The 13,922-nt window shown below is 47.8% G+C and carries 16 protein-coding genes and 2 tRNA genes; 6 read left to right on the top strand and 12 right to left on the bottom strand.

Annotated features, from left to right (window positions below):
* Nucleotides 1-17 precede the first annotated feature (17 nt).
* The 7 genes from M975_RS04605 to csgB all read right to left on the bottom strand — a co-directional run bounded on the left by M975_RS04605 (nt 18) and on the right by csgB (nt 3,782).
* On the bottom strand, nt 18-290 hold the full coding sequence (locus tag M975_RS04605; protein WP_064557702.1) for a phosphopantetheine-binding protein: 273 nt from the start codon (nt 288-290) through the stop codon (nt 18-20).
* Between the two features lie 24 nt (nt 291-314).
* On the bottom strand, nt 315-1,085 hold the full coding sequence (locus tag M975_RS04600) for a lysophospholipid acyltransferase family protein (RefSeq protein WP_064557701.1): 771 nt from the start codon (nt 1,083-1,085) through the stop codon (nt 315-317).
* Nucleotides 1,085-1,807, bottom strand: a complete 723-nt coding sequence (locus M975_RS04595) for a beta-ketoacyl synthase chain length factor (RefSeq protein ID WP_064557700.1) — start codon at nt 1,805-1,807, stop codon at nt 1,085-1,087. Before M975_RS04595 ends, M975_RS04600 begins: the two co-directional genes overlap by 1 nt.
* Before the next feature lie 264 nt (nt 1,808-2,071).
* Entirely contained in the window at nt 2,072-2,389 is a 318-nt protein-coding gene (locus M975_RS04590) for a hypothetical protein (protein ID WP_245164307.1), read from the bottom strand.
* Nucleotides 2,390-2,501: 112 nt separating this feature from the next.
* Complete coding sequence (csgC, locus tag M975_RS04585) at nt 2,502-2,831, bottom strand: curli assembly chaperone CsgC (RefSeq protein ID WP_064557699.1); 330 nt, start codon at nt 2,829-2,831, stop codon at nt 2,502-2,504.
* A gap of 63 nt (nt 2,832-2,894) precedes the next feature.
* Nucleotides 2,895-3,278 (bottom strand): hypothetical protein, encoded by a 384-nt coding sequence (locus tag M975_RS04580; RefSeq protein ID WP_064557698.1) that lies wholly within the window; start codon nt 3,276-3,278, stop codon nt 2,895-2,897.
* 48 nt (nt 3,279-3,326) lie between these two features.
* The gene (gene csgB / locus M975_RS04575) at nt 3,327-3,782 is read right to left on the bottom strand and encodes a curli minor subunit CsgB (protein WP_064557697.1); all 456 of its coding nucleotides are present in this window, start codon (nt 3,780-3,782) and stop codon (nt 3,327-3,329) included.
* A gap of 802 nt (nt 3,783-4,584) precedes the next feature.
* Here csgB and csgD point away from each other — a divergent pair.
* The 4 genes from csgD to csgG are packed head-to-tail and all read left to right on the top strand — an operon-like array spanning nt 4,585 to nt 6,941.
* Entirely contained in the window at nt 4,585-5,250 is a 666-nt protein-coding gene (gene csgD / locus M975_RS04570) for a biofilm master transcriptional regulator CsgD (RefSeq protein ID WP_064557696.1), read from the top strand.
* A gap of 4 nt (nt 5,251-5,254) precedes the next feature.
* Nucleotides 5,255-5,644, top strand: a complete 390-nt coding sequence (gene csgE / locus M975_RS04565) for a curli production assembly/transport protein CsgE (RefSeq protein WP_064557695.1) — start codon at nt 5,255-5,257, stop codon at nt 5,642-5,644.
* A gap of 9 nt (nt 5,645-5,653) precedes the next feature.
* Nucleotides 5,654-6,067, top strand: coding sequence for a curli production assembly/transport protein CsgF (csgF, locus tag M975_RS04560; protein ID WP_064557694.1), 414 nt, complete (start codon nt 5,654-5,656; stop codon nt 6,065-6,067).
* Nucleotides 6,068-6,107: 40 nt separating this feature from the next.
* Complete coding sequence (gene csgG, locus M975_RS04555) at nt 6,108-6,941, top strand: curli production assembly/transport protein CsgG (RefSeq protein WP_064557693.1); 834 nt, start codon at nt 6,108-6,110, stop codon at nt 6,939-6,941.
* Nucleotides 6,942-6,984: 43 nt separating this feature from the next.
* Here csgG and M975_RS04550 read toward each other — a convergent pair whose 3' ends face one another.
* The 4 genes from M975_RS04550 to ghrA form a co-directional block, all read right to left on the bottom strand.
* Nucleotides 6,985-7,476 (bottom strand): DUF1097 domain-containing protein, encoded by a 492-nt coding sequence (locus tag M975_RS04550; RefSeq protein ID WP_064557692.1) that lies wholly within the window; start codon nt 7,474-7,476, stop codon nt 6,985-6,987.
* Nucleotides 7,477-7,573: 97 nt separating this feature from the next.
* The gene (locus M975_RS04545; protein WP_064557691.1) at nt 7,574-8,128 is read right to left on the bottom strand and encodes a TorD/DmsD family molecular chaperone; all 555 of its coding nucleotides are present in this window, start codon (nt 8,126-8,128) and stop codon (nt 7,574-7,576) included.
* A gap of 23 nt (nt 8,129-8,151) precedes the next feature.
* A complete protein-coding gene (locus tag M975_RS04540; protein WP_064557690.1) occupies nt 8,152-8,889 on the bottom strand; it encodes a phosphatase in 738 nt (245 codons plus the stop codon).
* An 81-nt stretch (nt 8,890-8,970) separates the two neighbouring features.
* Nucleotides 8,971-9,912, bottom strand: coding sequence for a glyoxylate/hydroxypyruvate reductase GhrA (gene ghrA, locus M975_RS04535; RefSeq protein WP_064557689.1), 942 nt, complete (start codon nt 9,910-9,912; stop codon nt 8,971-8,973).
* A 207-nt stretch (nt 9,913-10,119) separates the two neighbouring features.
* Between ghrA and M975_RS04530 the strand changes: the two genes are divergently transcribed.
* Together M975_RS04530 and M975_RS04525 are read left to right on the top strand one after the other, a co-directional pair.
* Nucleotides 10,120-10,207, top strand: a tRNA-Ser gene (locus M975_RS04530).
* 396 nt (nt 10,208-10,603) lie between these two features.
* Nucleotides 10,604-10,691: transfer RNA gene (locus tag M975_RS04525), tRNA-Ser, on the top strand.
* A 115-nt stretch (nt 10,692-10,806) separates the two neighbouring features.
* On the opposite strand, the gene M975_RS04520 is transcribed toward M975_RS04525, so the two are convergent.
* Nucleotides 10,807-13,920, bottom strand: a complete 3,114-nt coding sequence (locus M975_RS04520) for an efflux RND transporter permease subunit (protein WP_064557688.1) — start codon at nt 13,918-13,920, stop codon at nt 10,807-10,809.
* Nucleotides 13,921-13,922: the final 2 nt, after the last annotated feature.

The raw sequence follows: 13,922 nt of genomic DNA, 5'->3' as shown, positions 1-13,922 counted from the left end.
CGTACTCGTGGTTTCAATCAGGCGCTGTGCGCAGGGTTTTGACTGCTAATAAAGGAGGCAAGATTCGCTACAGAATAAAAATGTTCGCGCATCGCTTCGTTTTCGGCGGATAACACCACTCCATAACGTTTTTTAACCGCCAGACCCAATTCCAGAGCATCAATGGAATCAAGGCCCAGACCGTCATTACCGAATAATGCGGCCTCACTTTCAATCTCATCAACACTCACCTCTTCGAGATTCAGGGTGTCGATAATGAGTTGTTTAATATCGGTCTCTAGAGATTCCATATAACCATCCGAGTCTTAAAGCTCTTAAAAAGAGTCAGGAACCAGCTCCTGACTTAAATATTGGCTAAGACGGCGCGCCGCAAGCGCGGGCGCATCGTCGTCGTTTGCCATAAAACTTTGGCTTGCGATCCGTTGTTTAACACTGACGGTAATCATCGGCCTGCGCTTTGGAATTTGATACCAACGACTGTGTTTATCCAGATACCGCTGGTCGCAATAAATATGTACCAGGCGCAATTCGCACCCGCTTCGCACGGCAATATTGGCCGCACCACGCTGAATCACCAGCGGTTGCCCGGGGCGCGTGCGCGTCCCTTCCGGGAAAATCAGTATCGCCTCTCCTGCAGCCATGCGTTGCTGGCTTTCAGGTAGCAATGTTTCGCCCTGGCTGTTAATCAGGTAATCCGCCGCGCGAATCACGCCACGGAAACAGGGATTTTTCACCAGACTGGCCTTCACCAGGCAGCCAATATGCGGCGCCTGAGAGGCAATAAATACGTAATCCAACAGCGTCGGGTGGTTGGCGACAATCAAACATCCATGATCGTTGGCGAGTTGACCGCAATTTTCAAAGCGATAATCAAACACGCCAAGCGCTCGCCCAATGCGTAAAAATAACCGGAAGCTCGCTGAGATGCTGCGACGCGCTATCTCGCGGCGTTCGCCATTATCGCGAACAAACAGTAACAGCAAGTTAAACCACACCAGGGAAAGCAACAGCCCACCGCTGCCAAACAACACAAACAACCAGCCGGTCATCAATACGCGCCAGCACCATTCAATGCGCTGCCACATTATTGACGGCTCCAGCACCAGGACATCCGTTCCCCGTTGAGTGTGAAAGTTCGCTCTTCGCTAAGCCAACCATGCAAAAATGCCAGCCCTTGCGGTAAAGCAGAGGCATCTGAGGTACTGCGAGGCGCGGTTTCACACTCAATCTGCGGCCCGGCTTCCAATAGTAATGCCACGGCAAACGGGATGTTAAGTATCTCATCGCCCAAATGTGGGTGGTAAAACTCAGGAATTAGTCCGTCGAAATCTACCAACATCACGCGCGGGTAGCCTGCGTGATGTAAAGATGCCACTTCAAATAACGCCTGTGCAAAGCTGTCTAAACCTGCAGAAACGGAGGACGACACCAACGCTTGTTTTGACGCAATCGTTGTGTTGCCCACCGCAGAATTATGTACCGACATGGCAAAATCCGTCGGCGACAGGCTTTCTTTATTTGCCAGCGCACTCAAAATACGGAAGTTTTTTTCAAGCTCCCCGTGGCGACTGGAGAAAACCAGTGCATCAACCTGCTGGCGCGACAAAATGGCCAGCGCACAATCCACCGCCAGGCGGCTTCCTGACGCCAGGCGCCGTGCGGTCATCATCGGTAAATGGCGGCTTTTGGCGAGTGGCGCTGAAATAGTAATATCCGCTGTAGTTTTTCCCCATGCCTGCCATTCATCTTTCTCAGACAAACCGGGGGCACAAGCCTGCCAGTCGGCAAGGTTAAACGCTAACTTCATTCTCAGTACCATTCTTCATCTGCGAAGCCCCGCCAGATATATCTCTTCGGGTTCATGCCGACTATAAAATTAGTCTTAATTTAAGGGATTTTCCCCAGGCCGCCGGACTCTTGTGCGTGACGAGTTCACCAACGGCGGGGAATAGTAACAAAAAAGGCAGTGAAATAAATATATGCCCTAAATAAGTCGGGCTGTATCAAGTCAGAATGTGAATGAATAGAGGGGAGTCGATTTCAACGGCCTGCAATATGCAGGCCATTGTTTCTAGCGGTATGTGACTTCCACAACAGCCAGTTTATGTTGGGGATCAAGGTAATGCATTTTTGTCGAAAACGGCGCATCACTATTGGATGTGAAATTATTGAGCTGATTGAATGCGACCGTTTGTACGGCCGGTTTGCCGTTCTGTTGGCAAGAGAATTTAACCGCCTGGCCTTGGCCTTGATGCAACAGATTGCAGCCATCTTCTACTATAGCGCCCTGAAAATGAATGACACCATCGCTGGCATACGCATTGAGTACAGGGAAAACGAGCACTAGCACGGGCAACAACATGAGACGTTTCAAGTTTACTGTTTTCACACTATGGACTCCTCAACTGAAGTGGTATGAGGGTTATCGGCACAAGACATAGGTCACTACAGTTAAACTTTGGTATATAGATGAAACAAAATCTACATACTCGAAACATTTATTAAACATTACCCGGTGGCGCCCACTCTTTTTCCAGATGGATATCTTTTCCATCCGACACCGTCACCGTAATGGTGACATTATCTCCAGGAGAGATATTCATGCTCATCCGCGTTAGCCTGGCAGGTTCATTCGCTTTTATAAAAATATTCCCGCTTTGGCTGCTGTTGCTTTGCCCGGACTGGCCGGAACGTAGCGCGGTGAATTTGTAGGAACACTGGCAGTCTTGAGTGAGCGTAGCGACAGGCACGATGGTGTACATATCGCCCTGCTGCTGGGTATCGAAAGTCAGCTGATTACTGAGCGCGACTAATAAAAGTAATGTGTGCATAGTTTCTCCCAATAAAAAGAACAGGGCATAAAGACCCTGTTCTTTTTTTGTCTGGATTAGCAGTTAGTGCTGATAGACATTGGCCTGATTACCCCAGCCAGACTGGATCACCTCTGCAGAAGCACCCGTTGTAGCTTGTGTCACATTGGCACCGTTAAAGTTACCGAATTGTTTAACATCCAGGTCGGCACGAGTACTTGCCTGAACAACATTAGCCTGGTTATTATTACCGCTTTGCAGTAGATCAAGGCTGCTGGATTTTGAACTTTGGTTAACGTTAGCGCCGTTAAAATTACCAAGTTGAGTCACAGTTAGACCTTGATTGGTATCACCCAAATTACCATGGCTACCACTACTACCATGGCCGCTCTGATAGATTGAACCAGCCAGTGCACTTCCCGAAACCACCAATGCTGCTGCGATTGCTGCTACTTTAATAAAGTTCATGGTGAAACTCCCATCGGATTGATAATTTAAGCCCAAATAGCTAGTGTATTATCTTTGGACAACACGGACTGCCATTTGTGACCTTACTTGCACTACTACTGCGGTATAACCAGTACCCGTTTGGATAATATTTGCTTTATTACCAGAACCTATCTGTTTAATTAAAGCAGTATTACCCGAAGATGTTTGCTGAATATCTGCATCGTTGGCACTACCAACTTGCGAAATATAAGCAAGATTATAACTCCCTGATTGTTCAACATTAGCTCTGTTAGATGAGCCTGTCTGAGAGACCAGTGCTAACTGCTTGCTTCCATGCTGGTCAACGTTGACATTATTATAATTGCCAGCCTGACCAATAATCGCGGCCTGATTTAGCGATGATCGAGTTAATTCGTTCATCGCAAAGTTATATTCTGATCTGGCAAGATCGGCATTATTTGCAAGAACATAACCAGGCGCTCCCAACAATGCTAACATCACAAGTAACGATCTGTTCTTCATGTTGTCACCCTGGGCCGAAATGCTTCTACTAAATACATCTGAACCATTCACATATTTACGTTGACATATTTACTGTGTTAACGATAACGAAGAAAAGTTATCTCTGCGTTACGAAAATGAGTATGTCTGGCGATACATTTAAAATATCTCACCCGCATGTTGTATTTTTATATTTCCACTCATTACAAAGTATGAGTTACATAAAAAAAACCCAAACACAACAACAGGTTTAGAATTGTTCTTTTAAATTCGTTTGTGAATTTTTAAAATCATCACATTAATCAAGCCAGGATTTGCCGTTTGGTTGGGCTAATCGACAGTCTGTTAGTAATTTTTAGACACCATCGTCACGAAGCTGAGTTTTCTTAAGACAGAGGCAAAGTGAGAGTGTAACGCTGATCGTTTACATATGTTAAGAGCTTATCACTTCAAATTTAAATCTAAAATACAATTATAAATCATATAGTTGTAATCATTTGTGTGATTTATAAAACTGTGCAATTTATAATAAATGTACAACTTTAGTATTAAAACTAAATATCAAAAAAATCTCATCGCAACATTTTAATATCTACAGTTACATTCCGTAACAGCTTTAACACTTGCTTTAAGATTAGTACCCGCTAGATTGAATTCAGCAGTAACATTTTGTTTAACACATTAAGTCAGGGCGCAACTTAGCGTTATTTGACAGTGTTATATTAATTTCAAACACAGCAGTGCAGCACCTATCAGTACTTCTGGTGAATTAACTTTCTGTTAATTCAGCTGATTGATGCGCAAACTCGGATGGAGTTTCATCATGTTTAATGAAGTCCATACAATAAATAGTCAGGCGTTAAGTGCTCAGTCGTTATTGTTGATCACAAAACCCTCGCTACAAGCTACTGCGTTATTACAGCATTTAAAATCCTCACTCTCTATAAATGGGAAACTTCATAATATTCAACGATCTCTTGAAGATGTCGTCGGTAATGTTGTGGTGCTTTTCGATATGGTGGAGGCCGATAAAAAGCTGATTAACTATTGGCAAGATAACTTAAGTCGTAAACATAACAGCATTAAGTTGTTGTTATTGAACACTCCTGAAGAGTATCAATTTCGTGACATCGAAAACTGGCCACATATAAATGGGGTGTTTTATATGTCAGAGGAAGAGCCACGAGTGGTGGAAGGTATCCGTGGTGTAATGGATGGAGAATGCTATTTCTCGCAAAAGTTAGCCAGCTATCTTATTAATCACTCAGGGAATTATCGTTTCAATAATGTTGAGTCCTCACTACTGACTCACCGTGAAAAGGAAATACTTAATAAATTGCGTATTGGCGCATCGAATATCGAAATCGCTCAGTCGTTATTTATAAGTGAAAACACGGTAAAAACGCATCTCTATAACCTTTTCAAGAAGATATCCGTAAAAAATCGCACTCAGGCGGTTTCCTGGGCAAACGATAATCTCAGGCGATAAGGCGATGAAATTACAAACTGCTTTGCTACTGGCGTCAGTACTCGCTTGCGCCTCTGGGGGCGCACGTGCCGTAGAAGTGGAAGTTCCCGGATTGTTGACGGATCACACCGTTTCTTCTGTAGGGCATGAGTTTTATCGTGCCTTTAGTGACAAGTGGGAAAGCAGTTTTACCGGAAACTTAACGATAAATGAGCGGCCCAGTGCCCGTTGGGGAAGCTGGATAACCATTACGGTCGATCAGGATGTTATTTATCAGGCTTTTTTATTCCCCTCAAAACGTGATTTTGACAGAAATGTCACTATTGCACTGATCCAAACCGATGAAGCAATTAAACGCCGGCAAATTGATAAAACATTATTGAGTACCGGTGATTTAACCAGCGACGAATTTTAGGAGGCTGTCATGCGTATCACTCATGCAGTTTTATCTTTACTGCTGATATCCCCTTTGTCCTGGGGAGGAAATATGACTTTTCAGTTTATAAACCCTAATTTTGGTGGCAACCCCAATAATGGGTCCTTTTTACTTAATGAGGCGCAGGCTCAGAATTCCTATAAAGACCCCAGCTCAGCTGATTTTGGTTATACCGCGCCCTCCGCACTGGATAACTTTACTTCTGCTATTCAGTCGCAACTACTCGGTGGGCTATTGACCAATATAAATACCGGTAAACCAGGTCGAATGGTCACAAACGACTTTATCGTCGATATTGCTAACGTTGATGGGCAGCTACGACTTAACGTAACTGACCGTAAAACCGGGCAGATTTCAACAATTGATGTTTCAGGATTACAAAATAACGCTACTAATTTTTAGTGGGCTTTAAACGACAAAAAAGTATTTAAGGATAAACATTATGCAGCGCTTACTTCTCATCGTAGCAGTGTGTTTATTAAGTGGTTGTTTAACCGCGCCACCTAAAGAAGCTGCCAAACCTACATTATTACCTCGGGCACAAAGTTATCGTGATTTGACCCATTTACCACCAGCAAAAGGTAAATTGTTTGTCTCGGTTTATAATATTCAAGATGAAACCGGGCAATTTAAACCCTACCCAGCAAGTAACTTTTCTACAGCTGTACCGCAAAGTGCGACCTCTATGTTGGTCACCGCTTTGAAAGACTCGCGTTGGTTCGTTCCGCTAGAACGCCAGGGCCTGCAAAATCTGTTAAACGAACGTAAGATCATTCGTGCAGCACAAGAAAATGGGACCGTGGCCGAAAATAACCGTATGCCTTTGCAGTCTCTGATTGCGGCAAACGTGATGGTTGAAGGCTCGATTATCGGTTATGAAAGTAATGTGAAATCGGGTGGTGTTGGCGCACGGTACTTTGGTATCGGTGGTGAAACACAATACCAACTGGACCAAATTGCGGTGAACCTGCGTGTTGTAAACGTCAGTACCGGTGAAGTCTTATCATCGGTGAATACCAGCAAAACGATTTTGTCTTATGAAGTGCAGGCCGGGGTATTCCGTTTCGTGGATTACCAACGACTGCTGGAAGGCGAGATTGGTTACACCACCAACGAACCGGTGATGATGTGTCTGATGTCAGCAATTGAAACAGGTGTTATCTATCTGGTTAATGATGGTATTAACCGCGGCTTGTGGGATCTGCAAAATCCGAAAGATGTTGATAACCCGGTCCTGGCTAAATACAGAGAGCTATCTGTTCCTCCGGAATCCTGATAATTACCAGGCAAAAAAAAACCAGCTTCGGCTGGTTTTTTATTTATTCGGATAAAGACTCAGTGATGACTTGAGTTTCAGATTTCGCTCTTCGCGCCGCAAGCCACAGCCCACTGTTTTTCATCGCAAAACCAAACACCAAACCAAGCAGCAAAGAAGGCACCACAATTCGCCATTCGCCCTGATTGGCAAAGGTCGCACACGCACCGATAAATGTTCCCGGCACAAATGACAACAGCATGTGTTTTGCCTGAACGCACATCAGGAATGCCACGACACCAGTCACCATGTAACCCAGAATCTCCATGTGTGGAGCCAGCGCGCTGCCGTGAATGATGACCTGCGCCCAGAGTACACCGCTACATAGCGTGCATGCAGAAATGAAAAGCCCCTTGATACCACCCTGCGGACATGCAAAGTACGCGGTACAACCAAGGAAACCCGCCCAACTGAGAAGGCCGAGACTCACCGCAACCCAACCCCAGAGGCCTGAGAGAATACCGGTGGTCAATGCCAGAGAAATAAGTATGTTCATAGCGGCATATCATAGCAGAGCCTTATAGCTCGACTACGATCTGCCGCACATTTTTTGTAGATCTAAACTCAACGTTACATTTTAAATGTGACTTACATCACTCTTCATTAGCTTCTTCTAACTCGTCACGCATTGCCTGGATGGCTTCACGGCTGATCAACGCCAGAGTGCGGTAAAACGCAGTGGTCGAGTGTGCCTCGACTTTGCCGAGGAATGTGCCCGCCCACGGCATCAGGTAATCGTCAAATAAACGCACCTGCGCTTCGAACTCATCTTCTTGAGACTGATCTTCCAGCCACGAAGCGGCCAACAACAAGGTGCCAAAATGATCGGCTGGCGTTTCGGCAAGGGGCATGCCGCGCTGCTTGAGGAACTCACGCACTTCACCTTCGCTGGTGCCCGCTTCCCAGGCTGAACGGTACGGCGGCACGCTGCACTCTTCGCCGACAAACAGCGCATTATAATCCGCGGCTAACTGCTGTGGATCGCAGCTTTGTTGCAGGCGAACCAGCAACTCATCTTGTTCCAGCGGCCAGTGATCTGCCAGTTTGCCTTCGCGGATCATCGTCAACAGTGGCACCAGAAGCGGATCCTGAGGTTGACGGTAGAACAGCGAACCTAAAATGCGGCAAATAATTGAAAACTCATTCATGCTAACGATCCATTAAGTAGAAATTAAAGTGTGGAAAATTCTTCGATTGGTGCCATACCGCGAGACTCGAGGAAACCAAGCATACGGCCGACTGAAACATTCAGAATACGATCTTCCGGGAACTCAACTTCGGCCAGAATTTTGCGGCATTCATCGAAGTCACCGAGGGTAAATGCAGTATGGGAGTCAGAACCCAACGCTAACCAACCTCCGGCATCGCGTACTGCGGCGGCAATCGCACGGCAGTTCGGGCCACTGCCCTTGCGCGAATGCGTAAACGAGGAGTTATTGAGTTCCAGGGCGACATTATACTTTGCCGCAGCCTGTGCAATGGCAGGGATATCAACCGGGAATTTTGGGTTGCCCGGGTGGCTGATGATGTGGACATTGCCACTCGCCATGGCAGCAATCATCGCCTCAGTATGGGTCGCGCTATCTTGCGGAGGGAAAACAGGCTCATGGAAACCGGCGATAATCAGATCCAACGAATCCAGCATCGGGCCAGTACAGTCGATGTCGCCAGCGGTATTTTTAATGTTGGCTTCGATGCCACGCAAAATACCCACACCATTTACGACCCGCGGCCAAATGCGCATATTCACAAAATGCCAGTAATGGGGCGCATCTGCCATGTCAGGGCCGTGATCCGTTATTGCAAAGAGTTTGATACCCTTGCTTTGAGCAATCGCGATGTAGTCATGAAGGGTGCTATAGGCGTGGGTACTGGCGACAGTGTGCATATGCAGGTCAACGGGATACATGGCTCTCTCCTTTTATCTCTTTCCCGCAAGGATAGCAGTTATCTCCCTGGTTTTTTAGCCCGGCTCTGGCCGGGCATCGCATTAATAACCGTTATGCAACGAGACTTGTCCGCTCGGTGATTCACCGTTCTCAATTTGACGGATCGTTTTCGCGATATATTCCATCGCTTCTTGAGGCCGTGTCACCGCCGCCAGGTGAGGCGTAATGGCTATGCGTGGGTGCTTCCACAATGGGCTATCCACTGGCAGCGGCTCTTTAGCAAACACGTCGAGCATGGCGCCTTTTACTTTGCCGCTTTCAAGCGCTGCCAGCAGATCGTTTTCGACCAGGTGCACACCACGCGCCAGGTTCATCACATAAGCATCGTTTGCCAGTTGGTTAAGCAACTGGTGATTGATAATGCCCACGGTTTGCGGCGTATTTGGCAACAGGTTAATCAACACGCGCGTGCCATTAAGGAAATCGCCCAGTTGTTCGTGGCCTGCAAAACTGGTGATACCGGGATAATTTTTATGACTGCGGCTCCAGCAACGCACCGGGAAACCCCATGCCGCCAGGCTTTGCGCAACTTTGCCACCCAACACACCCGCGCCGAGCACACCAATCGTAAAGTCTTCGCGACGATAATCTTCCAGCGGCAGCCATTTTGCTTGTTGCTTTAATGCCTGGTAATCATCAAACCGGCGGAACCAGTGCAGTACCTGGCTGACGGCATATTCCTGCATTTGCAGCGCCATGCCGGTGTCTTCAAGACGAAAGAGTGGAACACCGTTTGGCAGCATATCCGGGTGAGCCTGAAGTTTACTGAGGATTGAATCCACGCCCGCACCTAACGCAAACACCCCTTTCAGCGCCTGACGCCCACTGAGCATTTCTACCGGCGGGTGCCAGACCAGCGCGTAATCAGCAGGCTGGTCATCTCCAGGATGCCACTGGCGAACCCTTGCTTCTGGAAGTTGTTTTTGCATCCCATCCAGCCAGGATTGCGTCTCAAATGTCGGGTGGTGAAAAATAATATCCATGCTTTCTCCATTTATTCTTAGACTTAGCTGCAAGAGCTTAACAATACATAAGATGCATGTAATAAAAAACCAGCGTGTACTGCTGTTTTAAGAAGCAAGTTGTTTGAAGTTTGGCTAAACACGCCGGAATTAATGAAAAGTGGATTGACGCAGCCAACACTTTTCCCTACATTAGCGCCCGTTCCAGTAGTCAAGGAACAACAAAACGGTGAGGTGTCCGAGTGGCTGAAGGAGCACGCCTGGAAAGTGTGTATACGGCAACGTATCGAGGGTTCGAACCCCTCTCTCACCGCCATATTCCAAGAGAAAGTCTGAATTCACATTCAGACTTTTTTTTCGCCCGAAACCCGTGGAGAGATGGGTGAGAACCCTCGACCCGAGGTTCGACAAATGCGCCAGCATTTGGACGTCAGGGGCGCTTGCGGCCATGACGCCCGTAGGGCAAGCGCAGCGCAGTCAGCCCCTCTCTCACCGCCATATTCCAAGAGAAAGTCTGAATTCACGTTCAGACTTTTTTTGCCTGTCATTTGTGTAAAATCCCATCAAAATTTCTTCGCATGTTGTTTAAACACGCTTATCGTTCACACCTTGACCAAACGGTACAGAATCAGAAGATTAAACTTGACCGAATGGGCTTCAATCCCTATAGTACCGCCCCGTTGCCGCCTGATATTGGCAACAGAAACAAAACGGTGAGGTGTCCGAGTGGCTGAAGGAGCACGCCTGGAAAGTGTGTATACGGCAACGTATCGAGGGTTCGAACCCCTCTCTCACCGCCATATTCCAAGAGAAAGTCTGAATTCACGTTCAGACTTTTTTTTCGTCTGTCATTCACCAAAACAAACATAAAAAAACCCGAACCTAAGTTCGGGCTTGATCGTTCCACTCTACATTCTACTCTGACTTGCCCTTACTAAATCGTGCTCGTATCACCACAAAGAATACCGGTACGAAGAAGATGGCCAGTAAGGTCGCTGAGAGCATCCCGCCCATAACACCAGTACCTACAGCGTTCTGAGCGCCACTGCCCGCACCGCTGCTTAATACCAACGGCATAACCCCCAGAATAAACGCCAACGACGTCATCAGGATTGGACGCAGTCGCATACGAACCGCATCAAGCGTGGCCTCGATTAACCCTTTGCCTTCTTTTTCCATCAGGTCTTTAGCGAACTCCACAATCAGAATGGCGTTCTTAGCCGACAGGCCGATTGTCGTTAACAGTCCCACCTGGAAATAAACGTCATTATTCATTCCCCGCATCGCCGCGGCTAACAGCGCCCCGACCACACCCAGTGGCACCACCAGCATGACAGAGAACGGAATCGACCAGCTTTCATAGAGTGCGGCCAGGCACAAGAACACCACCACCAATGAGATGGCATAGAGCGCAGGCGCCTGATTCCCTGAAAGCCTTTCCTGATACGACATTCCGGTCCAGTCATAACCAATACCGGTTGGCAATTTAGAGGCAAGATCTTCCATTAATACCATTGCCTCACCGGTACTTTTACCCGGTGCCGCCTCACCCAACAATTCCATAGATGGCAGACCGTTATAGCGCTCGAGGCGTGGTGAGCCATACATCCAATGGGCAGATGAAAACGCCGAAAGCGGAGCCATTTGCCCATTGCTGCCACGCACGTACAAATTGTCGATATCCTGCGGCAACATGCGGAAACGGGCGTCAGCTTGCACATACACCTTCTTCACGCGGCCATGATCGATAAAATCGTTCACATAGGTGCCGCCCAGTGCGCTGGCAATCGTCTGGTTGATGTCCGCAATGCTGATACCGAGTGACTGCGCTTTCTCCTGATCGATTTCTAACTTGTACTGCGGAGTATCTTCCAGCCCGTTCGGGCGAACACGCGTCAACATATCAGGATGTTTGGCCACCATCCCCATCAGTTGGTTACGCGCAAGCGTCAGTTGTTGGTGCCCAAGGTTTGCCTGGTCTATCAGCTCAAAGTCAAAACCTGTGGCCGTGCCCAGTTCCATAATTGCCGGTAAGTTAAACGGGAATATCAGACCATCGCGAATTTTGCTGAAAGCTTTGGTGGCACGTTCAACAATGGCGCCGACAGCATTCTCCTTGCCGGATCGTTCATCCCAGGGCTTCAGGCTAATAAATGCAATCCCGGAGTTTTGCCCCTGCCCGCTGAAGCTAAAACCGTTTACGGTAAACACGGACTCAACGTTGGCTTTTTCGGTATCAAGATAGTAATGCGTTATCTGATCGAGCACTTTCTGCGTTCTTTCTTGCGTTGCGCCGGCAGGCAACTGTACCATCGTCATAAACACACCCTGATCTTCTTCGGGTAGGAATGATGTTGGCAAACGCAGGAAGAGAACCGCCATTCCGGCAACAATAATCAGATACAGCAGCAGATAACGCCCGGTGTTACGCAGAATATTGCTGACGCTGTCAGTGTAGTGATGTGCACTCTGGTTGAATTTATCGTTAAACCAACCAAAGAACCCCGTTTTTTGATGCGCCTGTGGATCAACAGGTTTTAACAATGTGGCGCAAAGTGCGGGGGTCAGGATAAGCGCAACCAATACGGACAACGCCATCGCCGAAACAATCGTAATCGAGAACTGGCGATAGATTGCCCCAGTCGAACCACCAAAGAAGGCCATCGGAATAAATACCGCCGACAGCACCATGGCAATCCCGACCAGTGCGCCCTGAATCTGGCCCATCGATTTCTTCGTCGCTTCTTTCGGTGAGAGATTATCCTCAACCATCACGCGCTCAACGTTTTCCACCACCACTATCGCATCGTCCACCAGCAAGCCTATCGCCAGGACCATACCGAACATAGTGAGCGTATTTATTGAATAGCCAAACGCGGAAAGAACAGCAAATGTTCCCAGCAACACCACCGGTACAGCGATGGTGGGAATTAAAGTCGCACGGAGGTTTTGCAAGAAGAGGTACATCACCAGGAAAACCAGGATGATGGCTTCAAACAGCGTTTTCACCACTTCATGAATGGAAATCTTCACAAACGGAGTGGTGTCATACGGGTAAACGACTTTCATTCCCTGCGGGAAGTAAGGTTGCAGTGAGGCCAGTTTTGCCTTAATGCCCGCTGCGGTATCCAGCGCATTCGCACCTGTGGCAAGTTTAATACCCAGGCCAGCAGCGGCCTGACCATTAATTTTCGCCACCGTATTGTAGTTTTCACCGCCTAACTCAATGCGTGCCACATCACTAAGATGAACGACCGAGCCATCCGGGTTCACTTTCATCGTGACCTTGCCAAATTCAGCCGGGTCCTTTAAGCGAGTCTGTGCAATGATCGAAGCGTTAAGCTGCTGATTTTTAACCGCAGGCGTGCCACCGAGCTGCCCTGCGGCAACCTGGTCGTTCTGCATTTTTAGCTGATTGACAACATCACCTGGGTTGAGCTGATATTTGTTCAGTGCATCAGCATTCAACCAGATACGCATCGCGTACTGCGCGCCGAACAGTTGCACGTCCCCGACGCCATTGGTACGGCTGATGGTATCTTTGATGCTCGAAGCTACATAGTCGGAAATATCATCCTGCGTCAGCGACGGGTTATCAGAGATAAAACCGGCAACCAGCAAGAAGCTGCTTGAGGATTTTTCTACGCTAATGCCCTGCTGCTGCACTTCTTGCGGTAAAAGCGGCATAGCCAGTTGCAGTTTGTTCTGCACCTGAACTTGCGCAATATCCGGGCTGGTACCTGATTTAAAGGTCAGAGTAATGGTCACGCCACCCGCAGAATCACTGGTGGAAGACATGTACATCAGGTTATCGATACCGTTCATGTTCTGTTCAATAACCTGCGTCACGGTATCCTGCACCGTTTGAGCATCCGCACCTGGGTAAGTCGCGGTTACCGCAACCGCCGGTGGTGCAATCGTCGGATACTGCGCGATGGGCAGCTGCAGAATGGCCAGTGCGCCCGCGATCATCAAAATGATCGCCAGCACCCAGGCAAAGATTGGTCGTTCAATAAAAAACTTAGCCATGC

This window comes from Buttiauxella brennerae ATCC 51605, assembly GCF_001654925.1.
In the GTDB taxonomy this organism is placed as follows: Bacteria; Pseudomonadota; Gammaproteobacteria; order Enterobacterales; family Enterobacteriaceae; genus Buttiauxella; species Buttiauxella brennerae.
This window is presented reverse-complemented; position numbering and strand designations above follow the sequence as displayed.